This is a genomic window from Bacillus sp. TH22 (assembly GCF_016651015.1).
GTDB classification, from domain to species: Bacteria; Bacillota; Bacilli; order Bacillales; family Bacillaceae_G; genus Bacillus_A; species Bacillus_A mycoides.
Window position 1 is genome coordinate 4,270,766 of sequence record NZ_JAEKER010000001.1, and the last position, 23,348, is coordinate 4,294,113.

The window sequence follows — 23,348 nt, forward strand, 5'->3', positions numbered from 1 at the left end:
AGAGGGGGTTTTTATATTGATAGAAATGAGGGAGATTCGTGAAATTACTAGATTTATTATCAAAAGGAATTGTAATAGGTGATGGTGCGGTTGGAACGTTATTACATTCGCATGGTTTACAAAGTAGTTTTGAAGAATTGAATTTGTCTGATCCGGACTTAATTATATCGATCCATAAACAATATGTAGCTGCTGGAGCAGATGTTATTCAAACGAATACGTATGGTGCGAATGAAGCGAAACTCCGCATGTATGGTCTAGAAAATCAAGTTGTCCAAATTAATAAAGCGGCAGTGAATATTGCGAAAGCATCAGTAACAGATCGGAATGCAATTTTAGGGACAATTGGAGGTATGAAACATATTGGTGCTGTTACAACGACTGATATAGAGCGAGAATTTATGTTACTTGAGCAGGCAGGTGCTTTACTAGAAGAACAGGTTGATGGATTACTATTAGAAACTTTTTATGATGAATTTGAATTATTGCATGCGGTTAAAGTATTGCGTAAACAAACGAATATTCCGATTGTTGCTCAGTTAGCGTTACATGAGGCAGGTACGACTCAAAATGGGAATGATGTCAATGAAATATTAAAACAGCTTTTAGATTACGGTGCCAATGTTGTTGGGTTGAACTGTCAACTAGGCCCGCTTCACATGACGGAAGCTTTCAAAATGATATCGATTCCTCAAAATGGCTATTTATCAGCATATCCGAATGCAGGTCTCCCGAATTATGTGGAAGGGCGTTACGTATATGAGGGAAGTCCAGCGTATTTTGAAGAAATGACACCGAAATTTATTGAACAAGGTATTCGTTTATTAGGTGGTTGTTGTGGTACTACCCCGGAACATATTGAAGGAATGAAACGTGCTACTCTAAATGTTGCACCTGTAATAGCAAAGGAGACGATTCAAAGGCCTAAAGTGGTCCATACACATGAGAAGCGTTCGAGAGCTCATGTTACTCTAGCAGAAAAGGCAAAGAAACAAACGACAGTTGTAGTGGAATTAGATCCACCGAAAACGTTAGACACGCAGCGTTTTTTTGAAGGGGCAAGAGCACTGAAAAGGGCTGGAGCGGATGCTATTACTCTAGCAGATAATTCATTAGCATCTCCTCGTGTTTCGAATATGGCTATGGGTGCATTATTAACGAAGCATGATATTCCAGTATTGACGCATTTAACGTGTAGAGACCATAACGTCATTGGACTACAGTCTCACTTACTTGGATTATCAGCATTAGGTATGGAGGAAGTGCTAGCTTTAACTGGTGATCCAGCGCGCGTTGGTGATTTCCCAGGTGCAACTTCTGTATATGATTTGTCATCGATAGAGCTCATTAAAATGATTAAAGAGATGAACGACGGACGCTCTATTTTAGGGAAATCAATTGGTCCGGCAACAAGATTTTCTGTTGGAGGTGCATTCAATCCTCATGTAAGGCATTTAAAAGCAGCGGTCAAGCGAATGGAACGAAAAATTGATGCTGGTGCTGAATATTTCTTAACGCAGCCGATATATGATGTTGCTTTAATAGAAGAAGTATATGAAGCGACAAAGCATTTGGAACAACCTATCTTTATTGGAATTATGCCGTTAGTAAGTAAGCGGAACGCAGATTTTCTTCATTTTGAAGTGCCGGGTATTACTCTCCCTGAAGAGATAAGACAAAGAATGGATGGACATGAAACGAAAGAGGCAGCTATAGAGGAAGGGATTCGTATTTCACAAGAGTTGATCGATGCGGCGATGAAATACTTTAACGGTATTTATCTTATTACACCGTTTTTAAAATATGAAATTACAGAACATCTCGTGAAATATGTGAGAGAAAAGCAAGAAGTGAAAGAAGGTATTAATTGATGAAACGAATAGAAGAGAGATTACAACATGAAATTTTAATATTAGATGGTGCAATGGGAACGATGATCCAGCAAGAAGACTTAACAGCGGAAGATTTTGGAGGAGAAGAATACGAAGGTTGTAATGAATATTTAGTAAAAACAAGACCGGATGTTATTTTAAATATTCATAAAGTCTACATTGAAGCTGGAGCAGATATTATTGAAACGAATACGTTTGGTGCAACAAATATTGTATTAAGTGATTATGCATTGTCTCATTTAGATGAAGAGTTAAACGAAAGGGCAGCGCTTTTGGCGAAGCAAGCGGTTAAAGAAAGTGGGAAAGAAGTGTATGTTGCGGGAGCGATGGGACCAACGACGAAAGCGATTAGTGTTACAGGTGGTGTGACTTTTGAAGAGTTAATTGAAGCCTATACAAGGCAAGCGAGAGGACTATTAAGAGGAGAAGTTGATGTATTACTCGTTGAAACGAGTCAAGATATGCGTAATGTGAAAGCTGCGTACATTGGAATTCAATCGGCGTTTGAAGAACTAAACAAAATAGTACCTATTATGATTTCTGGAACAATTGAACCGATGGGAACGACTTTAGCGGGTCAAACGATCGAAGCCTTTTATTTATCGGTAGAGCATATGAAGCCATTATCGGTTGGATTAAACTGTGCTACTGGTCCAGAATTTATGAGGGAACATATACGTTCCCTATCTGATTTATCGGAGTGTTATATTTCGTGTTATCCAAACGCTGGTCTTCCTGATGAAGATGGGCATTATCACGAATCTCCAGCGTCACTTGCTGAAAAAGTAAAACGTTTTGCTGAAGAAGGATGGATTAATATTATTGGTGGTTGTTGTGGCACAACACCAGAACATATACGTGTAATGAAATCGGCGCTTGCCTCGATTAATCCTCGTGAGCATCATGAAAGGGTTGGACATGGAATTAGTGGACTAGAAGCGTTGCAATACGATGATTCTATGAGGCCTTTATTTGTTGGAGAAAGGACGAATGTAATTGGATCGCGTAAGTTTAAAAGATTAGTAGCAGAAGGGAAATTTGAAGAGGCTGCTGAAGTGGCAAGAGCGCAAGTGAAGAAAAATGCTCATATTATTGATATTTGTATGGCAGACCCTGATCGTGATGAAATAGAAGATATGGAAAGATTCTTGGCAGAAGTTACGAAAGTGTTAAAAGTACCGATTATGATTGATTCAACAGATGAAAATGTTATGGCGAAAGCTCTTACTTATATTCAAGGAAAAGGTGTTATCAATTCTATTAATTTAGAGGATGGAGAAGAACGTTTTGAAAAAGTGACACCCCTTCTTCGGAAATACGGTGCTGCGATAGTTGTAGGGACAATTGATGAAGATGGTATGGCAGTTAGTGCAGAAAGAAAGATAGAGATTGCTAAAAGAAGCTATGAATTACTAACGAAAAAGTATGGTATACGCCCATCTGATATTATTTTTGATGCGCTTGTGTTTCCTGTAGGAACAGGTGATGAAGAATATATAGGTTCAGCGGCAGCGACTATAGAAGGAATTCGTCTTATTAAAGAAGCGTTACCAGAATGTTTAACGATTCTAGGTGTGAGTAATATATCTTTTGGTTTACCACCAGCTGGACGTGAAGTATTAAACTCTGTCTTTCTATATCATGCAACGAAAGCAGGATTAGATTATGCGATTGTTAATACGGAAAAATTAGAACGCTATGCGTTAATTCCAGAGGAAGAAAAACGTCTTGCGGATGCATTATTATTTGAAACGACGAAAGAGACGTTAGAAAAATTTACAAACTTTTATCGTGTTGCCAAAAAGAAAGATGTCGTTATACAAGAAACGCTAACACTTGATGAACGACTGGCAAATTATATTGTAGAAGGTACGAAGCAAGGACTACAAGAAGATCTAAGTCTCGCGCTTACAGAAGGACGAAAACCTCTGGATATTATTAACGGGCCGCTTATGACAGGAATGGATGAGGTGGGGCGATTATTTAATGGTAATGAGCTTATCGTTGCTGAAGTATTGCAAAGTGCTGAAAGTATGAAAGCTGCCGTAAGTTATTTAGAGCCACATATGGAATCTAGTGAGAGTGCAAAAAAAGGGAAAGTATTATTAGCGACTGTTAAAGGAGACGTACATGATATTGGGAAAAACCTTGTTGAAATTATTTTATCAAATAACGGATATGAAATTATTAATTTAGGAATTAATGTTCGTTCGGATCGAATTGTTCAAGAAGTACAAAAAAAGAAACCTGATATTATTGGCCTTTCGGGTTTGTTAGTAAAATCAGCGCAACAAATGGTAACGACTGCTGAAGATTTAAAAGCAGCGAATATTGATATTCCAATTGTTGTAGGTGGTGCAGCACTAACGAGGAAATTTACAGATAATCGTATTTCTCCATCTTATAAAGGGCTCGTATGTTATGCAAGTGATGCAATGACAGGTCTTGATATTATTAACAAATTACAAAAAGAAGAAGAACGTGAAAAGATGAAGCGAGATAAAAAGGAACGCCATCTTCATATTGTGAAACAAGAGGAGAAAAAAATAGAAATTCCCGCAGTTATTGAGCCGTTGCCAAAAGCAACTGTTATAGTGCCAGATTCGACGAAACGAGTTGTATTACGGGATATTCCTGCCCTTCATCTTGCACCGTTTTTAAATAGACAAATGTTAATTGGACACCATCTTGGATTAAAAGGAAACGTAAAAAAACTCTTGCAAGAAGGGGATAAAAGAGCACATGAGCTAAATGATTTAATTGATGAATTATTACAAGAAGGACAATCTTGGTTACGCCCAAAAGCGGTGTATCAATTTTTCCCGGCGCAAAGTGATGGACAAAATATAATTATATACGATCCGGAAGATCACACACGTATTATAGAGCGATTTGAATTTCCGAGACAAGGGAAAGCACCATACCGTACTTTAGGAGATTATATACGCCCGATTGGAGATGAGATGGATTATGTCGCTTTCTTATCTGTTACCGTTGGAGAAGGGGTTCGAGATATTGCAGAGGAATGGAAGGCGAAGGGAGATTATTTACGCAGTCATGCGATTCAGTCGTTAGCACTTGAATTAGCAGAAGGACTTGCTGAAAAAACACATATGCTCATTCGTGATCGTTGGGGAATTCCAGATTCACCTGAACTGACGATGGAAGAGAGATTCCGTACAAAATATAGAGGAATACGCGTATCATTTGGTTATCCAGCATGCCCAGAACTTGCTGATCAAGAAAAATTATTTCGCTTAATTCATCCAGAAGAAATAGGTATTTCATTAACAGAAGGATTTATGATGGAGCCAGAAGCGTCTGTAACGGCTATGGTATTTTCTCACCCTGAGGCAAGGTATTTTAGTGTACTATAGTGTAGAAGGGGGAGACGTATGAAAAAAATAGTCTTTACAGGTGGCGGTTCGGCCGGGCATGTAACACCTAATTTAGCAATTATTCCACATTTACAAAAGCAGAACTGGGATATCTCTTATATTGGTTCTCATCAAGGGATTGAGAAAACGATTATAGAAAAAGAAGGAATCCCATACCATAGTATTGCAAGCGGGAAGCTACGTCGTTATTTTGATTTGAAAAATATAAAAGATCCTTTTCTCGTGATGAAGGGTGTTATGGATGCGTACGTAACAATTCGTAAACTAAAACCGGATGTTATTTTTTCAAAAGGTGGTTTCGTATCCGTACCAGTCGTAATAGGAGGGTGGCTAAATAGGGTGCCAGTTTTATTACATGAATCTGATATGACACCTGGACTAGCAAATAAAATTGCGCTCCGTTTTGCCTCGAAAATATTTGTTACATTTGAAGAAGCAGCGAAACATTTACCGAAAGAAAAAGTAATATATACAGGATCGCCTGTACGTGAAGACGTACTAAGAGGAAATCTTGAAAAAGGTTTAAAGTTTCTAGGGTTTTCCCGGAAGAAATCAGTTATTACTGTTATGGGAGGAAGTTTAGGCGCAAAGAAAATTAATGAAACGGTTCGATCGGCACTTCCAAATCTTCTGAAAAATTATCAAATTGTGCATCTTTGCGGAAAAGGAAATCTTGATGAATCCTTACAAAATAAAGAAGGATATAGACAATTTGAATATGTACATGAAGAGTTGCCGGATATATTAGCAGCAACAGATTTTGTTATTTCACGTGCGGGATCCAACGCGATTTTTGAATTTTTAACAATGCAAAAGCCGATGGTTTTAATTCCGTTATCGAAATTTGCAAGCCGTGGAGATCAAATTTTAAATGCTGAATCCTTTAAAAGACAAGGGTATGCATCGGTATTATATGAAGAGGATGTAACGGTGAACTCACTTATAAAGCATATAGAAGAGCTATCTCATAATAATGAGACGTATAAAATAGCATTAAAAAAATATAATGGAAAAGAAGCGATTAAAACTATCATTCAACATATTTCAGAGGCATGATTAAACAATCATGTCTTTTTTAGTAGGATGAAAGATTCCAAGAATTGATATTTTTATGTTACAATAAAGTGAAACTTTAATCAGTGGGGGGTTCATCCCCACTGATTATTAGCCCTCACCAATCGGGCTTTTACGGGCAGTTAATCCCACACCTAACTTCTTTGTTTTCGCTGAATTTTGAGGTGGGGGTCTTACTGCCCTCAAATAGCGGGGTAACAAATGGTTAATAGGGAAATTCCAATTGATTAAGCGTGAAAATACGAATGGATTAGGAGTGACTGTGTTGGAGCTAAGTCTCTATGAAAATACTGCACTTATTATATGCTTTGTGTTGTACGTTGGTAGTGTTATTGTTTATATTTCACGGAAATTTTCACAAGAACGAGAGCTTGAAAAATCAGAAATAACAGCTGAACTAGAAATGTTAGCTGATGAAAGTTATAAAAAACAAAAAATAAAAGAAGATCATGAGGCACCCCATCATTGAAACGCAAATAAGTTCTAAGGATGGGGATTTTTTTTGAAAAAATCCCATTAACGCTAAAAAAGGAGTTTCCCCATACATATTTAAGGAGTGAATATAAATGAAATTTTATATTGCTTCAGGATTTCAAAATAAACATCTTGTTCGTTTCGTATCAAGCCAGTTGAAAGAAGTGGGATGGCAGCATACATATGATTGGACGAAAAATGAAAGAGCAACCAATAGAGAACAATTGCAAAAGATTGGTGAAGAAGAACAAGAAGCGATACGAGAAGCTGATGTTTTCTTACTCATACTAGAGGGTGGGAATGGAAGTCATACAGAATTAGGGATGGCAATTGCTTTAGAAAAGAAAATTTATATATATCACAAGGGCAATGAGTTGCAAACGACATTCTACCATTTACGAGAAGTTGATATTTTCGAAGGAGAAATTGAGGGGCTTGTCTCATATATATTGAATAAAGTGGAATGTTAGACGTGGGAATGCAGCGAGAAATATTTCTTGCAAAAAAAGAGTGAAGGTTACCATTAGGCTATTTTGGGCACAGTTATTATAAGTAAAGCATATAAAGGAGTTATAAATATGAAATTAGAAAATGGATGGGAAACAAGTTTTTTAGAGGTTGTACAAAACAGTGAATTTAAGAAAGATGCAATTCTTAGTCAATTGCTTTTTGCGGATAGTGAAGAAGTAGAAGAGCTTGTTGATGATTACGGTTATGAAGAGATTATTGAACGCGAACATGATGATGAGTTAGCAGGAATTTTAGGAGAAGAACTTTTCAGTGAGCTGGAGCGAAACGTATTCTTATCTCCACAGCCAGAAGAAAAACTTATTTCATTCGTAAATGGATTAGGTTTTCATGTGTTAGATTGGATTGTGCTTCTTGAAACAGAATTTGGCATTGATAGCGCAAACTTCACATCGGATGCAGTGAAAATGTTAGAAAAGCGCTTTAGACAGTTTCCATATATAGAAGAGAAGACAATTTTTGATATGACGTTTGAAGAAGCGATGGATGTATTAGAATCTGTTACAGGATTACAGCTGAAGGGGAAAATGAACGTATAATGAAAAAGAACGTGATAGCTTCACGTTCTTTTTTTTTACATAATAATAATTTTATCATCTAGCTTTGTTTGTCCAGTAAGAAGTGCATTTAAATACTCTACTTTTCGTATGCAAGCTTGTATATGTCTTTCAACCTCTTGTAACTCTGCTTGGTGATGCGTTTCAATTGGATGAATTTGTACGTTAAATTTTTCGAATTGACTACTATATGTTATTTCTGCATAGCCGCTCATAATATCGGTTTCGTTATGAAATAAAAATTGCTTCGTTTCTTCACAGAATGATACATCCTGAAAGCCATATACTTTTAATGCTTCAATTACTTTGTTAATCATGTTTATATTCATTTTTTAACCCTCTTTACGAAGTTCTACTTTTATATTATAACATAAAAAATTACGTAGAAAGCGCTTCCAAGTGTATTTTATTATAAACTTTACGTTTCAATCATAAAAATGAAACAAAGAAAAAATAATTGTAAAGAAGGAAGGACTCTTTTATTGTTTCGTCATATATATAGAGAAATAGTGCAATGAAAGGAAATTTTCCGAGGTGGAGATTGTATTTCCAATTTGAGCGCAGTAAAAGAGGTGAGAATCTTGAACTTTGATATTGTAGGACAAAAAGCATATATAAAAAATGGGCCGCATCGGAACCGAATTGGAACTGTAAAGAAAAATGAAAAACAATTAGAATCCCATTTTGCTATTGTAATTGGAGAACAAAGTATTGATGTAGAGCTAAAGGATATCGTGTTAGTTGGAGTAGATGTAGGACAATTTCATACATGGTGCGAGCAAAATGGTTATTTGTGAAAGGGACGGGCTGTGAGATAATGAAATATATTTGAGAAAAGAGAATATGTTATTGTATTCTCTTTTTCTATGTTTAAGGAGGCGGAAATGAAATATAAAGCACAGGAGCTTACATTGGAGTTGAAAGAGAAGATTCAATGTATGGAGAATGGAATAGAGCGAATATCACTTGAACTTTTTAAAGAATATTCATATTTATACATAGAGAAAAACATGGAACTATCTATGGAACTTGTTAAAGATAAAGAGCATCCTTTTGAGGTGGGTTATTATTCATCAGTTGCCATAGCTATATTAGATGAAGAAAAAGAGATGATTGGATTTTATAATATTCCAATTTGGAAATGCGAAAGAATCTTTTTAGGAATGCAAATTCAATTAAGCATTTGGGGAAGTAAGAAAGTAGGGGAACTTGTTGACGAATCTTGTTATGAGATTGAGGAAGAGTTAAAAGAGCAACTAGAAGAATACTTGGAGTGATAACTTTCAAGAGAAGATGTATAGAGATGGAACATAATAAAAAAGACGCTAACAGTATAAATTGTTAGCGTCCTTTTTTATTATGAAGCAATCTCACCAGTTTTTACATCATCTTGATTGTACGTATCCTGATCTAATTCACCAAGCCATTTACTAGAAATAAGACCAGCTGTCATAGAACCACTTACGTTAAGAGCTGTACGACCCATATCGATTAATGGTTCAACTGAGATAACAAGAGCGACAATGCCGATTGGTAAGTTCATTGTAGATAGTACGATTAACGCTGCGAATGTTGCACCGCCACCAACACCGGCAACACCGAATGAGCTAATAGCAACGACAGCGATTAAAGTTAAAATGAATTGTGGTTGTAATGGATCAATTCCTACAGTTGGAGCGACCATCATAGCAAGCATTGCTGGATAAATACCTGCGCAACCGTTTTGACCGATAGATACCCCAAAGGATGCAGCGAAGTTAGCGATTCCTTCAGAAATACCAAGCTTTTCTTTTTGAGCTTCAATATTTAATGGCATTGCACCAGCACTAGAGCGAGATGTGAATGCAAATGTTAATACAGGGAACACTTTTTTCAAATATTGAATTGGATTTAAACCAGATAATGCGATTAATAATAAGTGAATGATAAACATTACGATAAGAGCTACGTAAGATGCTAACACGAAGTTACCAAGTTTTAAAATAGCGTTAATATCGCTACCAGCAACTGTCTTTGCCATAAGAGCTAATACGCCGTATGGAGTAAGACGTAAAATTAATGTTACCATACGCATTACGATTGCATATACAGCATCAAGCATTTTCTTAAATAGCTCTGCTTGTTCTGGATATTTTCGTTTTACACCTATAAAGGCAATCCCGATAAAGGCTGCAAATATTACAACAGAAATTGTTGATGTTGGACGAGCACCTGTTAAATCAAGAAAAGGATTCGTAGGCAACAGTTCTAACAATTTGTCTGGAATTGTTGTCTTTTCAATAGAGGTAAATCTTTCTTCTACTAATTTCAGACGAGCAGATTCTGCATCACCTTGTTGTAATCCTGCTGCTGATACATCAAATCCTGCGCTTGCAGCTATACCGACAGCTGCGGCAATTCCTGTAGTAAGAATTAAAATTCCGATAATAAGACCACTGATTTTACCAAGGTTTTTCGTTAATTGTAATTTTGTAAATGCTGAAATAATAGATACTAAAATAAGTGGCATAACGATCATTTGAAGTAATTTCACATAACCGTTACCAATTAAACTAAACCAGGTATTTGATTCGATAATTACTTTAGAAGTAGGTTCATAAATAAATTGTAATATAAGACCAAAGATAATTCCGACTCCTAAAGCAGTAAATACACGTTTATTAAAAGATACATGCTTACGTTGCATATAATACAATACGCCAACTAAAATGAGCATGACTGTGATGTTAATCCCGACAAGCAGTGTATTCATGTTGATTCCCCCTAATTCCAATGTGTTATATAGAATATAAGGTAATAAAACCTATAAGTCAACTAGGGAATTGCGGGATTAAAAAAAAGATGGCAATTTGCCATCTCTTAATGCCCAGCTCCAGGGACAAGTAAAAATGTTGTGTACCATGTAAATCCGATGAAGAAAACGGTTAAATATGCCCCGAATACGTATATATACATACGCTCTGTTAATTTTAAATAACTTAAAAGTACGAAGAATCCTGTTTGTCCTAAAAATAGTAGTGCGGTCGAATGCATATCCCCTACGTAAAACATAACCGAGAAAATTCCAGTCCAAAAGCCGAGAACGCGAAACATGCGCTCCATGCCATCTCCCTCCTTTTCTAAAAAAGTAAAACCTCTTTTCATTATAGTTTATTTTTCTAACTATTGTAAATATTCATTCATATAAAAAAGAAGCCAATTATAATATTGACTTCTTCTTAGTTGAAAAACTAAATTTGAACTTTATCCCGCTATTTGTGGGCAGTAAAACTCCCACCTCAAAATTCAGCAAATGCGAGGAAGTTAGGTGGGAGATAACTGCCCGTAAAAGCCCGATTGGTGAAAGCTAATAATCAGTGGGGGAAGAACACCCCCCCACTGATTAAAGTTTCACTTTATAGTTACAAGATTTGCATCCATCTAGTAGACTATCGTTTCGTGTTAATTCCACGTTCGGGAATAGGATTTCAAAAATCCCCTTCATCATATCTCCGTGCATATTACAAATTTCAGTCGGATGATGCGCAGCAACTTCTTTAAATGGGCAATTGTGTACATCATAGAAAATTTTTGTGCCATCTGTACTTAATTCAAAAGCAGGGGATAAGCCAGCTGTTGAGAATGCTTCTTTTGCGATTAGCATTTTTTGTTCTATCGTCAATGCTTCTGCACTTACATTTAAGCGATGCATATGTTGTTGCATTAATTCTTTGCCGAATTGTTTCCCTGTTTCATATAGCGCTTTTTCACCAGCACTACCTAAGCTTAGCAGTGAATTAAATGCTATCTGCGCTAATAATTGATAATCGCGAAATGGGAATTGTAACTGGATGACATCTTGAGACAAGACGTATAGTCTGCTTGGTCTGCCGCCTTTCCCAGTTTTTTTTGTTTCTGATTTGAGCATATTAACATCTTCTAATTTAGATAAATGTAAACGCGCTACGTTTGGATGAATGTTAAACTCATCTGCAATTTCTTGTACAGTTACGTAATTATGCTTTTGCGAAATATATTTATAAATGTAATAACGAGTAGGGTCAGATAACACACCTGTAATTTTTAAAGCTTGTTCCATTAGGATCTCCACCTTTATCACTTTATCCAAGATATTAACATTATAATACAGATAAACTTCCATATAGGTAATTTCAGACAATAATTCAGAAATTGTTCATAATTTCACAAACATATTTTCCCTTTTTCTCCTAGTGAAAATACAAAATTTCTAATTTTTCTTGTGCATTTTTTCATGATATATACATAGTGAGGAGGGAAACTTGATGAATAGTGTCGAGCTTTTTGCAAATATGATTATGAAAGAAGCTTGTGGGGTGCAAGCATCGGACTTACATATTGTGCCCAGGCAGAAGGATGTGGCGATTCAATTACGTATTGGAAAAGATTTAATTACGAAACGGTGTATTGAAAAGGGATTTGGAGAAAAGCTTGTTTCGCACTTTAAATTTTTAGCATCAATGGATATAGGAGAGAGGAGAAAACCTCAAAATGGTTCGTTGTACTTACAAATTGATGGACAAGAAGTGTATTTACGCCTTTCAACACTTCCAACAGTATATCAAGAAAGTCTCGTTATTCGCCTCCATTTACAAGCATCTGTACAGCCGTTGTCTCACCTTTCGTTATTTCCAAGTTCAGCGGAAAAATTACTCTCTTTTTTAAAGCATTCGCATGGGTTACTCGTATTTACTGGGCCGACTGGTTCTGGAAAAACAACAACAATGTATGCATTATTAGAAGTAGCTAGAAAATGGCAAACACGTCGCATCATTACACTGGAAGATCCAGTTGAGCAAAGAAAAGACGGTTTATTACAAATTCAAATAAATGAAAAAGCTGGTATCACATATAAAACAGGATTAAAGGCTATTTTGCGTCATGATCCAGATATTATTTTAGTTGGCGAAATTCGTGATGAAGAAACAGCAAAAGTAGCTGTAAGGGCCAGTTTGACGGGACATTTAGTAATGACAACCTTGCATACAAATGATGCAAAAGGAGCGATACTACGATTTATGGATTATGGTATTACAAGGCAAGAAATTGAACAATCATTATTAGCAGTAGCTGCTCAGCGGCTCGTCGAATTAAAATGTCCATTTTGCAGAGGGAAGTGTGCAACTTTATGTAAATCAATGAGGAAAGTGAGACAGGCAAGCATTTATGAACTGTTATATGGATATGAATTAAAACAAGCGATTAAAGAAGCAAGTGGAGAACATGTTACGTATCACTATAAAACGTTGGAATCGTCGGTTCGAAAAGGGTATGCTTTAGGCTTTTTAGAAGAAGATGTATATGTTTAAGAGAAAATGGAGTTTAAGTGATCAAGCATTATTATGTAAAAGATTAAGTGATTTATTAGAGAAAGGTTACTCACTTTTGCAGGCGTTAGAATTTTTGCAGTTGCAACTACCATTAGGGAAGAAATTACAGTTACAGCGTATGATCGAGGGATTGAAAAATGGACAAAGTTTGCACGCTTCTTTTCACCAATTAATGTTTCACTCTGAGATGTTAAGTTATTTGTTTTATGCAGAGCGACATGGTGACATTTCTTTTGCTTTGCAACAAGGGAGCGTACTTCTTTACAAGAAAGATAAATATAGGAAAGATATGATGAAAGTAATGCGATATCCTATGTTTTTATCATTTTTTTTAATGATTATGCTTTCTGTTTTTAACCTCATTTTATTGCCTCAGTTTGAAATGATGTATAGTTCTTTACGTTCTACAGCACCACCACTTACGGAGCAAATTTTAGTTGCAATTAAATTATTACCCTACTTCGTTTATATGATTGTTCTTATCGTTATAACGGGATTTAGTTTATATATATTTTATTTCCGAAAACTTCCGCCTACTCAAAAGGTAAAGATTATGATCCGTATTCCCCTTATGAAAACATTTCTTATTTTAAATCATTCGCATTATTTTTCCACTCAATTAAGTGGTTTATTACACGGTGGATTGTCGGTACACGAAGCATTAACAATAATGATGAAGCAAAAGTATCATCCGTTCTTTCAGTATGAAGCAGACCGGATTGAGCGGCAATTAATTGCAGGAGAACCGTTACAATCTATTATTGATAAAAGCGGTTATTACGAGAAAGAACTTTCTTATATCATTACGCATGGACAAGCAAACGGTAATTTAGCAAATGAGCTTGGTGATTACAGTGAGCTCATTATTGAAAAGGTAGAACAAAAAATTAAACGTATGTTATTTGTGATTCAACCCATTTTATTTACATGTCTTGGGGTTATAGTCATTTTGATGTACTTAGCGATGATTATGCCGATGTTTCAAATGATGAATTCTATATAGGGGGCATTTACATGCAGAATGAGGAGGGTTTTACTCTTTTAGAAATGTTATTAGTTATGGTTGTCATAACTGTATTATTACTATTAATTATTCCAAATGTAGTTACACAGCGCTCATCCGTCCAAGGAAAAGGATGTGCAGCCTATGTGAAATCTATAGAAGCACAAATACAAGCATATCACTTGCAACATAATAAGATTCCATCAATAGAGGAACTTGAAACAGGAAAGTATATTACTTCAAAAACTTGCCCGAAAGGTGAACCAATCCATATTTCCGATGATGGTACGGTATCAGCTGGGAAATCGTGAAGCAAAAAGGTTTTACTCTTTTAGAAATGCTACTTGTCTTATTTGCTATTTCTGTACTGAGTGTTGTTACGCATTTTAACGTTACTTCATTACATGAAAAACAAAAAGTTGAGCAGTTTTTGAAACAGTTTTCAAATGATATTTTGTATATGCAGCAGTTAGCGATTAAGCGTCAAAAACATTATACGTTACGCTGGTTTAAAGAGAAACATATGTATTATATTTCGGAATCGGAGACAGACCTTTTAATTGTTAAGAGAGAATATGATAAGGATGTCCAAATGGATTTGCATACCTTTCCAAATCCAATGACATATAATCCGAGCGGGAATATTAATAGGGGTGGTGCGATTTTACTTTCCTATCGAGGGTATAAATATGAGATTGTATTTCAGCTTGGAAGAGGGAGATTTACGTATCGTGAAGTGTCAAAAAGGATCAGTAATGGTTGAAATGGTTGTAGCGTTAAGTTTAATAATGATGGCGGCATCGTTATTGCTCCCGCAAACATTATTAATTATGCAAGAAAGAAAAAATATAAAAATGAGCTATAAAGCATTAATATTATTAAAAAAAGAAGCGGCCTTATTTAAGTATGAGAATGAGGAAAAGCGAGTAAAAGAGCAAGTCATAAAAGGAATTGTATATTACACATATTGGAGAGGAGATGAAGTTTGTACGATGTGGAAAGATATGAGAGGAAAAGCGATGGAGCAATGCCTTTATGCAAAGGAAAAATAAAAAAGAAGCGGGATTTACATTAATAGAAATGATTGCATGTTTGTTGCTTTTATCAATGTTCTTTTTACTTTTACCGCGTCTTCATATTATGGGGATAGAAAATACACATTCAAAAGGATTAAATGACTGGGAGTGGGATGTGTTTTTAGGACAAATGCAATTAGAGTTTCGTGAAGTATTAAGTGGGAGGAAGATAGAGCTAGAAAATGGTGGGAATATTTTACGCTTCCAACTTCGTAATGGTGATCAGGTGACGTATGAAAAGTTGAATAGTAATTTAATAAGAAAAGTAAATATGCGCGGAAGGGAATTTATATTACAAAGGATTGAAGCGATTTCGTATAAATTAACACCTCATTTGTTATATATATATGTGAAAGATATAAGTGGTGAAATATATGAAGGCGTGGCTGTGCGCTATAGTGAAATTGAGATAGAAACATGAGAAAACAAGATGGATTTGTAATGCCAGGAACAATTATTTTTCTTATTTTATTCATTTCATTTTTGATGTACGAAACGAATATGTTACTTTCGGATAAAAAATTTTATTCTGAAATAGAACAAAGTTTTTTCATGGAGGAACTTGTTGATCGAGCTATTTCAGATATAAAAAGAGACTTACAGCAAAAAGAAAAAGAGGATGTTTTTTTATTTCAGTATGAAAGAGGAGAAGTGAGTGGAAAGTACGTCTTTGAAAATGATGTTATTATCATTTCTTTGCAATGTGTTACAAAACAGAGAGTTTTCTATACAGTGAGCTTTCACTATAGGAAAAAGGATAATAAAATATTTGATTGGGTAGAAGGATAATATGTAAAATATATGGAGAAGAACCATGAGTTTCTATTGTGGAGGGATTCAATTTCTTTGAGGAAAGGGATAAGAACGATGTTCAAAAGTTTAAATTTTCTCAAAAAAGAGAAAGGTAGAAAGAATATGATATATTCATGCTATCCAATCATTTTTTCTAGGGAGATAAGAAAATGACAAATAACAATCAAATAGGTGAAAATAAGGAACAAACTATTTTTGATCATAAAGGAAATACGATTATGACAGAGGATAGAGAAATACAAATTATTTCAAAATTCGAAGAACCTCTTATTGTTGTATTAGCAAATGTATTAAGTGATGAAGAGTGCGCTGAATTGATTGAAATGTCTAAAAGTAATATGAAACGTTCTAAAGTTGGTTCATCACGTGATGTAAATGATATTCGAACGAGTAGTGGTGCATTTTTGGAAGAGAATGAACTTACTTCGAAGATTGAAAAACGAATTTCATCTATCACGAATGTTCCTGTAGCGCATGGAGAAGGATTGCACATTTTAAATTATGAAGTGGATCAAGAATATAAAGCGCACTATGATTATTTTGCAGAACATAGCAGGTCAGCTGCTAATAATCGTATAAGTACTCTTGTGATGTACTTAAATGATGTAGAAGAAGGCGGGGAAACATTCTTTTCGAAATTAAATCTTTCTGTACACCCTAGAAAGGGAATGGCAGTATACTTTGAGTATTTTTATCAAGATCAATTACTAAATGAGCTTACGTTACATGGAGGAGCACCTGTAACGAAAGGTGAGAAATGGATTGCAACGCAGTGGGTGAGAAGAGGTACTTATAAGTAAAAGTGAGCCAGCTTGTTTGATTACGAGAAAATAGTGAGTATGTTACGTTTTGTTCTTCATAGCATAAGAAGAACAAAACGTTTTTTTATTAAATAAAGTAACATCTTTCGTTATAATAACAAATAATAACGGATGATTGAGAGGAACGAAAATGAAATCTATATACATAACTGGCTATATGGGAGCCGGGAAAACAACAATTGGAAAAGTGTTAAGTAAAGAACTTCATATGGATGTTGTAGATACAGACCAAAAAATTGAAGAGAAGCAAGAGAAGGCAATTCGTGATATTTTTGCCGAAGAAGGCGAAATGGCTTTTCGGGAATATGAAAGTGAAATGTTACGTTCGCTACCGGTTCAGAATGTAATTATTACAACGGGTGGAGGGATTATTGAACGGGAGGAAAATCGAAAGTGGATGAAGGAAAATGGAACTGTTGTGTATTTATATTGCGATCCACATGTAATTGCAGAAAGGCTTCGTGAAGATACGACACGTCCACTATTTCAGAAGAAAGATATAGATGCATTTATAACGAAATTTGAATCGCGCCGAGCTTATTATGAAGAGGCTGATATTCATATCGATACGACAAATAAGTCGGTAAAGCAAATTATGAATGAATTAAAGCAAAAGATTAATGAATAAAAAAGTGGACATACTAATCAAGTAGAGGTGATGATAATATGTCTACTAATGATTATGTACGCTTTGTGACACAGCAATTTGTGTCATATATGGATGCTCCAAAAGAGGATCGAAAACAACAGAAACAACAACGTCGTGCGGAGAAAGAGCCATTCTTAAATAAATGGTTTGGTGTTATGCCACTGAGCGCTGCTTTGTTTTATCGAAATGTAAAAAATAAAAGAAAAAAATCAAGCTAACTTTTTCGTAATATGTCTGGCAAAATAAAGATCCCCTAGCAGCTTGTTGCACTAGGGGATCTTTATTTATTGTTGCACAGATTCTTTTTCTTCAGTAACCGCATGTATCTTATTATTTACCCATACAAACCCTATTCCGATGCAAATAGAAATACCCCAGCCAACAGCAGTCATAATAGCTCTCATTTCACCATATCCATCTACACCGAAAACAGAGATGAAATAGATTTTCAAGAAGCTTTTTAATATAAATTGAAGGCCGAAAAATAGTGTTAAATATTGCAGTGCTGGATATATACGACTATCACGATAAAGCTCACGACTTTTATCACGATCATGACCTTGCAGAGCTGAAATATCCGCTGCGAAATATAACATAAGTGGTTTTTTTATAAAGATTGTACATATAACGATGCAGCCAAGTACGATATGATAATATGCATCATTCCATAGCATTCGTTCCGCTGATCCAGATATTAAGTCTACCGTTGTATTAGAAATGAGTGTAATTAAAATAAAGAACCCTGTAACGTTAAGCTGTTTTTCCTTTTTAAAGGTATACAGTGTATAAATAATCCCCGGAACAGAGGAAATTAACATTGCGTAATAAGGATCGATATAAGGTTTTGCAAATTTCCAAATGAGGAATGGGAATACGAGATAAAAGACAAGATCTAATATAGCTTTTTTATTTTGATTCATACAAATCCTCCTTAAGTCATACATATATTTTATAATATAATTTCTGAAAATTGTATAAGGTTTAATAAAAAAAAGAAAAGTAGATGATTAGTAGATTAAAAAAATTGTCCCTAGCGTAGTAAGTTTTTTTAGTATATAATAAAGGAAACGCTTTCATTTTTGGTTTGTTCACAAAATGGATGGAAAATCACATATTTACTATTGATATGTTACTTTATAATGAAACTAATTAAATATACATGCATACAATATTGTGAAATAAATAACATAAATAATCTATATAAATGTAAACGTTATCAAAAGAGAGGTGGAGACAATGAGTAAATTTTTCTTCAATCATAATCCAGCAACATTAGAGGATGGAAGACTGGTTAAGTATGCTGAAATTATTTATGGAGAAGGTGGCCGTTCTGTATTAGAAAATTTAATGGTGAAGGCATCTATCAGATTACGTGATCGTTATCCGAATAAATCTGACGAACAGATCTCGAACCTCGTAAATCAAGGCATCCATGATATGTTTCAAAAATACGTGAATGAGTAAGAGCAGCTACTGGCTGCTCTTATTTTTTTGTATAAGGATTGTGCCTCTAGCTGAAAATAAAGATGCATTTTGAAACATGCAAAAAGGAGGCGAAAAAGATGAGTAATGGAATTGGTCGTTCAAAAGAGAATCTTCCAACTGATGCAAACCATGTAAGTGCAAAGGATCGTGCATATCAGAAACGTATGACAGAGAAAAAACAGCAAGAGCGTAATGAAGATAGAGAATAGGCTGGAAACATATCTTAAAAGAAGCTCCTTCAATCTGAAGGAGCTTTCTTTAAGATAGAAAATGATTTGCGGTAACATAAAAGAGACCACCGTTTATAATTTGTATTGTAATGCGTGGTTCGTATTGTTCTTGTAATGCTTGCTTTTCAATTTCATAGCTTTCTGGAAGTTCATCGCTATCTTCGTAAAATCGATTTAAAAGGTCTAAATCGTGATTCCAACGCACTCTCGCTTCTTTTGCCCACGTGTGGTCATCTTCAGCGATTATATTTTTTAAAGCATCCTCTATACGTTGTAAGCCACTTTGTGGCTTAATGATAGGTGAGAGGGTAAAACAAAAGTCAGGTATTTTCGGTGTGAGTTTGATCTCTGCTAAAGTGTCATGAAAGTTCGCAATCATTGTCCCGGAAATAAGATGAATACCGATGGAATGAAGTATGTCTTTTTTGCGGTCGCATTGATAAGATACTTTTATATTTACACCAAGCCAAGGATGAAGGGGGGTATGAGTTGCCCCGCTATGTTTCACTTCCTCATATAAACGTATGTATGAACCTAGTTCTTTTGTTGTTTCAAATATTTGATGCAAACGGGGTGAACCGTAATGAATAAGTTCACCGTCGTTTTCTTCGTTTTCTGGATTTGTAATAAGAGTAAGGCGCATCGGGTTCGGAATGCCTCCTGTTTTTTCAAGATAGTGCCAATAGAAAGGGCGGTTCATTAGTAATTTATCCATTTCAATTGTTAACTGCACGTCTAATAGGTGAGGGGAACGTTCTAAAATTTCGCAGTTATTCGCCTCAAAAAAGTTATATAAGTAATTATGAATTTCATTTTGCTGCATAGTCTTGCACCTCTGCTTCATTGCGCTTCGCAAAATCGATAATAGATGTTAAATTTTCCATCTTGATTCGAATTTCACCTTCGCTTTTTGACTGCGCGAAAATTTCTTGAATATGCGCATCAATATTTTTCATGTTGATTCTCGTTAAAATTTCATCGAGTTCACCGATTACACGTTCAAATAAATTAATTTTTTCATATAGTAGTTTTAAAATGTGCTCTTCAACAGTGTGCTTTGTTGCTAAGTTATAAATATGAACATCATTTTTTTGTCCAAGACGGTGAATACGTCCAATCCTTTGCTCGAGTCGCATTGGATTCCACGGTAAGTCGTAATTAATCATATGGCTACAAAATTGTAAGTTAATTCCTTCACCACCAGCTTCGGTCGCAATTAATACTTGGGCATGATTTTGGAAAAGCTCCTTCATCCAATCTTTCTTCCCGCGCTTAAATCCACCGCGAAATGGAACAGAGGAAATGCCATGTTGTTGTAAGAACCATTGTAGATACATTTGTGAAGCTCTATATTCAGTGAAGATAATGACTTTATCGTCAACTTCTTTTATAAGCTCTAGTGCTTTATTTGCTTTGGAGTTGAACGGAATATGATTAATTTTGTCCATCAGCACATCAATATGTGGGTCCTTTATGTAGTGTTCATTTTCTTTCTGTCTTTTTTCTACATGTTTTTTTAATGAATAGTAAACAGCTTCACGACTACTACATGCTTCCCGTTTTAAAGTTAAGGATGAGAAAGCAGATGTGACGGCATCTTGTCCACGCCAATTTTCAATTTCATTATACAAAGCTTGTTCTTCTTCATTGAATTCAACGAAGATTGTTCGTACATGCCTCTTCGGCCAATCAATGCCAGTGTTATTGCGTCTATTTCGAACCATTACTTTATTGATAAGAGCTTTTAAATCTTCATCGGATTCAGTGGAACGATTTTTGGAAGCGTAATATTCTTCAAAATTAGATTGATTGCCTAAATGACCTGGTTTTAATAAAGAAACGAGGTTGAAGATTTCATCGATTTTATTTTGAACAGGAGTTGCAGTTAGTAATAAACAAAACTTCTTTTTTAATCGCTGTGCAAATTCATAGTTTTTTGTTTTATTATTTTTTAGTTTATGTGCTTCATCGATAATAATAAGGTCATACTCTAGATTTAAAACGATATCGCGATGCGGTGAACGTTTCGCAGTATCGATTGATGAAACGATGACATCAGCTTGTTCCCAAGAATAACTTTTCTTTTGAGCGACCGCAGGAATAAAAAATTTTGTGTTTAGTTCATACGCCCACTGAGATACGAGAGAAGCTGGAACGAGAATGAGTACCTTTTTTACAAGTCCTCGAACCATATATTCTTTTAAAATAAGTCCAGCTTCAATCGTTTTTCCAAGTCCAACTTCGTCTGCTAGAATCGCTTTACCATTCATTTGTTCAATGACATTTTGAGCGACCTCTAATTGATGTGGAAGCGGCGTGAAATGTGATAAATGTTTCGGTGCTTGCAATCCATCAAAAGTAGGGACGAGTAACGATTTCTCTGTTTTATAAGCTAAATGATATAAATCCCAATTTGTCCAAGGACCATCTTCATCAATTCTTTTTAAAAAATTGTTTTGCCACGTTCGATCTACGGAAATATCGACATTCATTAAGACTCTCCCACCTTTTATAAACTAAAGTGATTATTTAAAAAATCTTTATTATAAGCCTCGTAATAAGGCGCTATCACAATTACTAAAAGTTAAAGAATAGGCAATGATAAAGGGCTAAATTTCAAAATTTGTATTTAATAAGATTAAGAATGAAAAATTCTAAATTATTTTTTATGCTAGAATATTGATGAAATATAGCGAATAATGTTAGGATAATGGTGTGAAATGTGTGGAATCTTTCGTATTTTATCCAAGAAAGTAACTTTTTATTTACGCTTTCATAAAAAAATATACTGAGATTCCGTATAACCTTATCTTTTCAGAATGAAAATGTTTAGATATGGGAAGCAACTTTTATTGATTTGTCAGAGCATAAGGGGGAAAGAGCATGATTACATTACAACGTACACCGTTATTTGATGTATACGCGAAGTATGGTGGGAAAACAGTCGACTTCGGTGGTTGGGAATTACCAGTTCAATTTTCAAGCATTAAAGAGGAACATGAAGCTGTACGTACAGGAGCAGGTTTGTTCGATGTATCTCATATGGGAGAAGTAGAGGTAAAAGGTGTAGATAGTTTAGCATTTTTACAACGTGTTGTTACAAATGACGTATCTACCTTAAAGGTAGGGGGCGCACAATATACAGCTATGTGCTATGAAAATGGTGGCACAGTAGATGATTTATTAATCTACAAACGTGGTGAAGAAGACTATTTATTAGTAATCAATGCATCAAATATCGAGAAAGATTACGAATGGTTAGCTAGCCATGTAATTGGCGATGCGAAAGTAGTCAATGTTTCTAGTGAAGTTGCGCAGCTTGCAATTCAAGGACCAAAAGCAGAAGGCATTTTACAAAAAGTTGTGTCAGAAGATTTGAAAGAAATTAAGTTCTTTAAATTTAAAAATAATATTCTTGTAGATGGAATTCCTGCACTTGTATCTCGTACAGGTTACACAGGTGAAGATGGATTCGAAATTTACTGTAAGAGTGAAGATGCAGCAAAACTTTGGGAGAAACTTCTTGAAGTGGGAGCAGAAGAGGGCTTAAAACCATGTGGCTTAGGTGCTCGTGATACACTTCGCTTCGAAGCAACACTTCCGTTATACGGACAAGAGTTATCAAAAGATATTACACCGATTGAAGCGGGAATTGGTTTTGCGGTAAAACCAAATAAAGAAGCAGATTTCTTTGGAAAAGAAACGTTAAAAGAGCAAAAAGAAAACGGTGCATCTCGTAAATTAGTCGGCATCGAAGTAATCGAACGCGGTATTCCTCGTACGCATTACCCTGTATTTATAGGAGAAGAAAAAATCGGGGAAGTAACGAGTGGTACACAATCTCCAACGTTAAAGAAAAGCATTGGTTTAGCACTAATTGATGTAAAATACGCAGCAGTTGATACAGAAGTAGAAATTGAAATTCGTAATAAACGCGTCAAAGCAGTAGTTGTTCCAACACCATTTTATAAACGTTCAAAGTAACGGGGAGAGGGGTAGA

At 35.3% G+C, this 23,348-nt stretch carries 28 protein-coding genes and 1 pseudogene; 21 read left to right on the plus strand and 8 right to left on the minus strand.

The genetic code is table 11. The features are described from left to right. Window positions 1-38 precede the first annotated feature (38 nt). The 6 genes from JFU18_RS21760 to JFU18_RS21785 all read left to right on the plus strand — a co-directional run bounded on the left by JFU18_RS21760 (window position 39) and on the right by JFU18_RS21785 (window position 7,905). Entirely contained in the window at window positions 39-1,871 is a 1,833-nt protein-coding gene (locus JFU18_RS21760) for a bifunctional homocysteine S-methyltransferase/methylenetetrahydrofolate reductase (protein ID WP_016100611.1), read from the plus strand. Then, window positions 1,871-5,269: a methionine synthase gene (metH, locus tag JFU18_RS21765; protein WP_201034319.1), complete on the plus strand. Its 3,399-nt coding sequence runs from the start codon at window positions 1,871-1,873 to the stop codon at window positions 5,267-5,269. The genes JFU18_RS21760 and metH overlap by 1 nt, the downstream gene beginning before the upstream one ends. Before the next feature lie 18 nt (window positions 5,270-5,287). Further along, a complete protein-coding gene (locus tag JFU18_RS21770; protein WP_063218900.1) occupies window positions 5,288-6,346 on the plus strand; it encodes an undecaprenyldiphospho-muramoylpentapeptide beta-N-acetylglucosaminyltransferase in 1,059 nt (352 codons plus the stop codon). Window positions 6,347-6,590: 244 nt separating this feature from the next. Next, on the plus strand, window positions 6,591-6,833 hold the full coding sequence (locus tag JFU18_RS21775; protein WP_085960924.1) for a DUF3966 domain-containing protein: 243 nt from the start codon (window positions 6,591-6,593) through the stop codon (window positions 6,831-6,833). 97 nt (window positions 6,834-6,930) lie between these two features. Continuing rightward, window positions 6,931-7,308 carry a nucleoside 2-deoxyribosyltransferase gene (locus tag JFU18_RS21780; RefSeq protein ID WP_002034029.1) on the plus strand — a complete coding sequence of 126 codons (378 nt, stop codon included), beginning with the start codon at window positions 6,931-6,933 and terminating at the stop codon, window positions 7,306-7,308. Between the two features lie 108 nt (window positions 7,309-7,416). Continuing rightward, window positions 7,417-7,905: a hypothetical protein gene (locus JFU18_RS21785; RefSeq protein ID WP_002015119.1), complete on the plus strand. Its 489-nt coding sequence runs from the start codon at window positions 7,417-7,419 to the stop codon at window positions 7,903-7,905. A 35-nt stretch (window positions 7,906-7,940) separates the two neighbouring features. On the opposite strand, the gene JFU18_RS21790 is transcribed toward JFU18_RS21785, so the two are convergent. After that, a complete protein-coding gene (locus JFU18_RS21790; protein WP_002165070.1) occupies window positions 7,941-8,252 on the minus strand; it encodes a hypothetical protein in 312 nt (103 codons plus the stop codon). Between the two features lie 252 nt (window positions 8,253-8,504). Between JFU18_RS21790 and JFU18_RS21795 the strand changes: the two genes are divergently transcribed. Both JFU18_RS21795 and JFU18_RS21800 read left to right on the plus strand, forming a co-directional pair. Further along, window positions 8,505-8,720, plus strand: coding sequence for a DUF3912 family protein (locus tag JFU18_RS21795; protein ID WP_002034026.1), 216 nt, complete (start codon window positions 8,505-8,507; stop codon window positions 8,718-8,720). Window positions 8,721-8,789: 69 nt separating this feature from the next. After that, entirely contained in the window at window positions 8,790-9,200 is a 411-nt protein-coding gene (locus JFU18_RS21800; protein WP_165689457.1) for a hypothetical protein, read from the plus strand. A gap of 80 nt (window positions 9,201-9,280) precedes the next feature. On the opposite strand, the gene JFU18_RS21805 is transcribed toward JFU18_RS21800, so the two are convergent. The 3 genes from JFU18_RS21805 to JFU18_RS21815 all read right to left on the minus strand — a co-directional run bounded on the left by JFU18_RS21805 (window position 9,281) and on the right by JFU18_RS21815 (window position 12,001). Continuing rightward, window positions 9,281-10,675 carry an L-cystine transporter gene (locus tag JFU18_RS21805; protein WP_201031783.1) on the minus strand — a complete coding sequence of 465 codons (1,395 nt, stop codon included), beginning with the start codon at window positions 10,673-10,675 and terminating at the stop codon, window positions 9,281-9,283. Window positions 10,676-10,782: 107 nt separating this feature from the next. Continuing rightward, on the minus strand, window positions 10,783-11,025 hold the full coding sequence (locus JFU18_RS21810; protein WP_002015110.1) for a DUF2626 domain-containing protein: 243 nt from the start codon (window positions 11,023-11,025) through the stop codon (window positions 10,783-10,785). A gap of 280 nt (window positions 11,026-11,305) precedes the next feature. Further along, window positions 11,306-12,001 carry a helix-turn-helix transcriptional regulator gene (locus tag JFU18_RS21815; protein WP_002014995.1) on the minus strand — a complete coding sequence of 232 codons (696 nt, stop codon included), beginning with the start codon at window positions 11,999-12,001 and terminating at the stop codon, window positions 11,306-11,308. 205 nt (window positions 12,002-12,206) lie between these two features. On the opposite strand from JFU18_RS21815, the gene comGA reads away from it, so the two are divergent. The 10 genes from comGA to JFU18_RS21865 all read left to right on the plus strand — a co-directional run bounded on the left by comGA (window position 12,207) and on the right by JFU18_RS21865 (window position 17,851). Next, window positions 12,207-13,250, plus strand: a complete 1,044-nt coding sequence (comGA, locus tag JFU18_RS21820) for a competence type IV pilus ATPase ComGA (protein WP_002138337.1) — start codon at window positions 12,207-12,209, stop codon at window positions 13,248-13,250. Continuing rightward, on the plus strand, window positions 13,237-14,274 hold the full coding sequence (comGB, locus tag JFU18_RS21825) for a competence type IV pilus assembly protein ComGB (protein ID WP_274606770.1): 1,038 nt from the start codon (window positions 13,237-13,239) through the stop codon (window positions 14,272-14,274). The genes comGA and comGB overlap by 14 nt, the downstream gene beginning before the upstream one ends. Before the next feature lie 11 nt (window positions 14,275-14,285). After that, the gene (comGC, locus tag JFU18_RS21830; RefSeq protein WP_002088623.1) at window positions 14,286-14,585 is read left to right on the plus strand and encodes a competence type IV pilus major pilin ComGC; all 300 of its coding nucleotides are present in this window, start codon (window positions 14,286-14,288) and stop codon (window positions 14,583-14,585) included. Beyond that, window positions 14,582-15,037, plus strand: coding sequence for a competence type IV pilus minor pilin ComGD (comGD, locus tag JFU18_RS21835; protein WP_137059084.1), 456 nt, complete (start codon window positions 14,582-14,584; stop codon window positions 15,035-15,037). Before comGC ends, comGD begins: the two co-directional genes overlap by 4 nt. Next, the gene (locus tag JFU18_RS21840) at window positions 15,030-15,326 is read left to right on the plus strand and encodes a hypothetical protein (protein ID WP_002088621.1); all 297 of its coding nucleotides are present in this window, start codon (window positions 15,030-15,032) and stop codon (window positions 15,324-15,326) included. The genes comGD and JFU18_RS21840 overlap by 8 nt, the downstream gene beginning before the upstream one ends. After that, window positions 15,310-15,771 carry a competence type IV pilus minor pilin ComGF gene (gene comGF, locus JFU18_RS21845; protein ID WP_002088620.1) on the plus strand — a complete coding sequence of 154 codons (462 nt, stop codon included), beginning with the start codon at window positions 15,310-15,312 and terminating at the stop codon, window positions 15,769-15,771. The genes JFU18_RS21840 and comGF overlap by 17 nt, the downstream gene beginning before the upstream one ends. Further along, a complete protein-coding gene (gene comGG, locus JFU18_RS21850; protein ID WP_016096113.1) occupies window positions 15,768-16,139 on the plus strand; it encodes a competence type IV pilus minor pilin ComGG in 372 nt (123 codons plus the stop codon). Before comGF ends, comGG begins: the two co-directional genes overlap by 4 nt. Before the next feature lie 173 nt (window positions 16,140-16,312). After that, window positions 16,313-16,963 (plus strand): 2OG-Fe(II) oxygenase, encoded by a 651-nt coding sequence (locus JFU18_RS21855; protein WP_201034317.1) that lies wholly within the window; start codon window positions 16,313-16,315, stop codon window positions 16,961-16,963. A gap of 151 nt (window positions 16,964-17,114) precedes the next feature. Next, window positions 17,115-17,612: a shikimate kinase AroK gene (gene aroK, locus JFU18_RS21860; protein ID WP_137057331.1), complete on the plus strand. Its 498-nt coding sequence runs from the start codon at window positions 17,115-17,117 to the stop codon at window positions 17,610-17,612. A 38-nt stretch (window positions 17,613-17,650) separates the two neighbouring features. Then, on the plus strand, window positions 17,651-17,851 hold the full coding sequence (locus JFU18_RS21865; protein ID WP_002015009.1) for a YqzE family protein: 201 nt from the start codon (window positions 17,651-17,653) through the stop codon (window positions 17,849-17,851). A 66-nt stretch (window positions 17,852-17,917) separates the two neighbouring features. Here the strand turns inward: JFU18_RS21865 and JFU18_RS21870 are convergent, their stop codons facing one another. Continuing rightward, on the minus strand, window positions 17,918-18,553 hold the full coding sequence (locus JFU18_RS21870; protein WP_002138325.1) for a VC0807 family protein: 636 nt from the start codon (window positions 18,551-18,553) through the stop codon (window positions 17,918-17,920). Window positions 18,554-18,681: 128 nt separating this feature from the next. After that, window positions 18,682-18,798 (minus strand): annotated as a pseudogene (locus JFU18_RS21875) (GTP pyrophosphokinase). 71 nt (window positions 18,799-18,869) lie between these two features. Between JFU18_RS21875 and JFU18_RS21880 the strand changes: the two are divergent. Together JFU18_RS21880 and JFU18_RS30240 are read left to right on the plus strand one after the other, a co-directional pair. Further along, window positions 18,870-19,097, plus strand: a complete 228-nt coding sequence (locus tag JFU18_RS21880; protein WP_000032698.1) for a hypothetical protein — start codon at window positions 18,870-18,872, stop codon at window positions 19,095-19,097. Between the two features lie 98 nt (window positions 19,098-19,195). Further along, window positions 19,196-19,327 carry a hypothetical protein gene (locus tag JFU18_RS30240; RefSeq protein WP_002088613.1) on the plus strand — a complete coding sequence of 44 codons (132 nt, stop codon included), beginning with the start codon at window positions 19,196-19,198 and terminating at the stop codon, window positions 19,325-19,327. Between the two features lie 49 nt (window positions 19,328-19,376). Here the strand turns inward: JFU18_RS30240 and JFU18_RS21885 are convergent, their stop codons facing one another. Continuing rightward, window positions 19,377-20,171 (minus strand): YqhG family protein, encoded by a 795-nt coding sequence (locus JFU18_RS21885; RefSeq protein WP_201031781.1) that lies wholly within the window; start codon window positions 20,169-20,171, stop codon window positions 19,377-19,379. Beyond that, window positions 20,158-21,840, minus strand: coding sequence for a DEAD/DEAH box helicase (locus JFU18_RS21890; protein ID WP_002015016.1), 1,683 nt, complete (start codon window positions 21,838-21,840; stop codon window positions 20,158-20,160). Before JFU18_RS21890 ends, JFU18_RS21885 begins: the two co-directional genes overlap by 14 nt. Window positions 21,841-22,231: 391 nt before the next feature. Here JFU18_RS21890 and gcvT point away from each other — a divergent pair, with 391 nt between their 5' ends. Then, a complete protein-coding gene (gene gcvT / locus JFU18_RS21895) occupies window positions 22,232-23,332 on the plus strand; it encodes a glycine cleavage system aminomethyltransferase GcvT (protein ID WP_002034013.1) in 1,101 nt (366 codons plus the stop codon). Window positions 23,333-23,348: the final 16 nt, after the last annotated feature.

Coding starts and splice junctions, on each gene's coding strand:
- metH (WP_201034319.1), top strand. CDS start 1,871: ATGAAACGAATAGAAGAGAGATTACAACATGAAATTTTAATATTAGAT.
- JFU18_RS21770 (WP_063218900.1), top strand. CDS start 5,288: ATGAAAAAAATAGTCTTTACAGGTGGCGGTTCGGCCGGGCATGTAACA.
- JFU18_RS21780 (WP_002034029.1), top strand. CDS start 6,931: ATGAAATTTTATATTGCTTCAGGATTTCAAAATAAACATCTTGTTCGT.
- JFU18_RS21785 (WP_002015119.1), top strand. CDS start 7,417: ATGAAATTAGAAAATGGATGGGAAACAAGTTTTTTAGAGGTTGTACAA.
- JFU18_RS21790 (WP_002165070.1), bottom strand. CDS start 8,252: ATGAATATAAACATGATTAACAAAGTAATTGAAGCATTAAAAGTATAT.
- JFU18_RS21800 (WP_165689457.1), top strand. CDS start 8,790: ATGTTTAAGGAGGCGGAAATGAAATATAAAGCACAGGAGCTTACATTG.
- JFU18_RS21805 (WP_201031783.1), bottom strand. CDS start 10,675: ATGAATACACTGCTTGTCGGGATTAACATCACAGTCATGCTCATTTTA.
- JFU18_RS21810 (WP_002015110.1), bottom strand. CDS start 11,025: ATGGAGCGCATGTTTCGCGTTCTCGGCTTTTGGACTGGAATTTTCTCG.
- JFU18_RS21815 (WP_002014995.1), bottom strand. CDS start 12,001: ATGGAACAAGCTTTAAAAATTACAGGTGTGTTATCTGACCCTACTCGT.
- comGA (WP_002138337.1), top strand. CDS start 12,207: ATGAATAGTGTCGAGCTTTTTGCAAATATGATTATGAAAGAAGCTTGT.
- comGB (WP_274606770.1), top strand. CDS start 13,237: ATGTATATGTTTAAGAGAAAATGGAGTTTAAGTGATCAAGCATTATTA.
- comGC (WP_002088623.1), top strand. CDS start 14,286: ATGCAGAATGAGGAGGGTTTTACTCTTTTAGAAATGTTATTAGTTATG.
- JFU18_RS21840 (WP_002088621.1), top strand. CDS start 15,030: ATGGTTGAAATGGTTGTAGCGTTAAGTTTAATAATGATGGCGGCATCG.
- comGF (WP_002088620.1), top strand. CDS start 15,310: ATGCAAAGGAAAAATAAAAAAGAAGCGGGATTTACATTAATAGAAATG.
- comGG (WP_016096113.1), top strand. CDS start 15,768: ATGAGAAAACAAGATGGATTTGTAATGCCAGGAACAATTATTTTTCTT.
- JFU18_RS21855 (WP_201034317.1), top strand. CDS start 16,313: ATGACAAATAACAATCAAATAGGTGAAAATAAGGAACAAACTATTTTT.
- aroK (WP_137057331.1), top strand. CDS start 17,115: ATGAAATCTATATACATAACTGGCTATATGGGAGCCGGGAAAACAACA.
- JFU18_RS21865 (WP_002015009.1), top strand. CDS start 17,651: ATGTCTACTAATGATTATGTACGCTTTGTGACACAGCAATTTGTGTCA.
- JFU18_RS21870 (WP_002138325.1), bottom strand. CDS start 18,553: ATGAATCAAAATAAAAAAGCTATATTAGATCTTGTCTTTTATCTCGTA.
- JFU18_RS21880 (WP_000032698.1), top strand. CDS start 18,870: ATGAGTAAATTTTTCTTCAATCATAATCCAGCAACATTAGAGGATGGA.
- JFU18_RS30240 (WP_002088613.1), top strand. CDS start 19,196: ATGAGTAATGGAATTGGTCGTTCAAAAGAGAATCTTCCAACTGATGCA.
- JFU18_RS21885 (WP_201031781.1), bottom strand. CDS start 20,171: ATGCAGCAAAATGAAATTCATAATTACTTATATAACTTTTTTGAGGCG.
- JFU18_RS21890 (WP_002015016.1), bottom strand. CDS start 21,840: ATGAATGTCGATATTTCCGTAGATCGAACGTGGCAAAACAATTTTTTA.
- gcvT (WP_002034013.1), top strand. CDS start 22,232: ATGATTACATTACAACGTACACCGTTATTTGATGTATACGCGAAGTAT.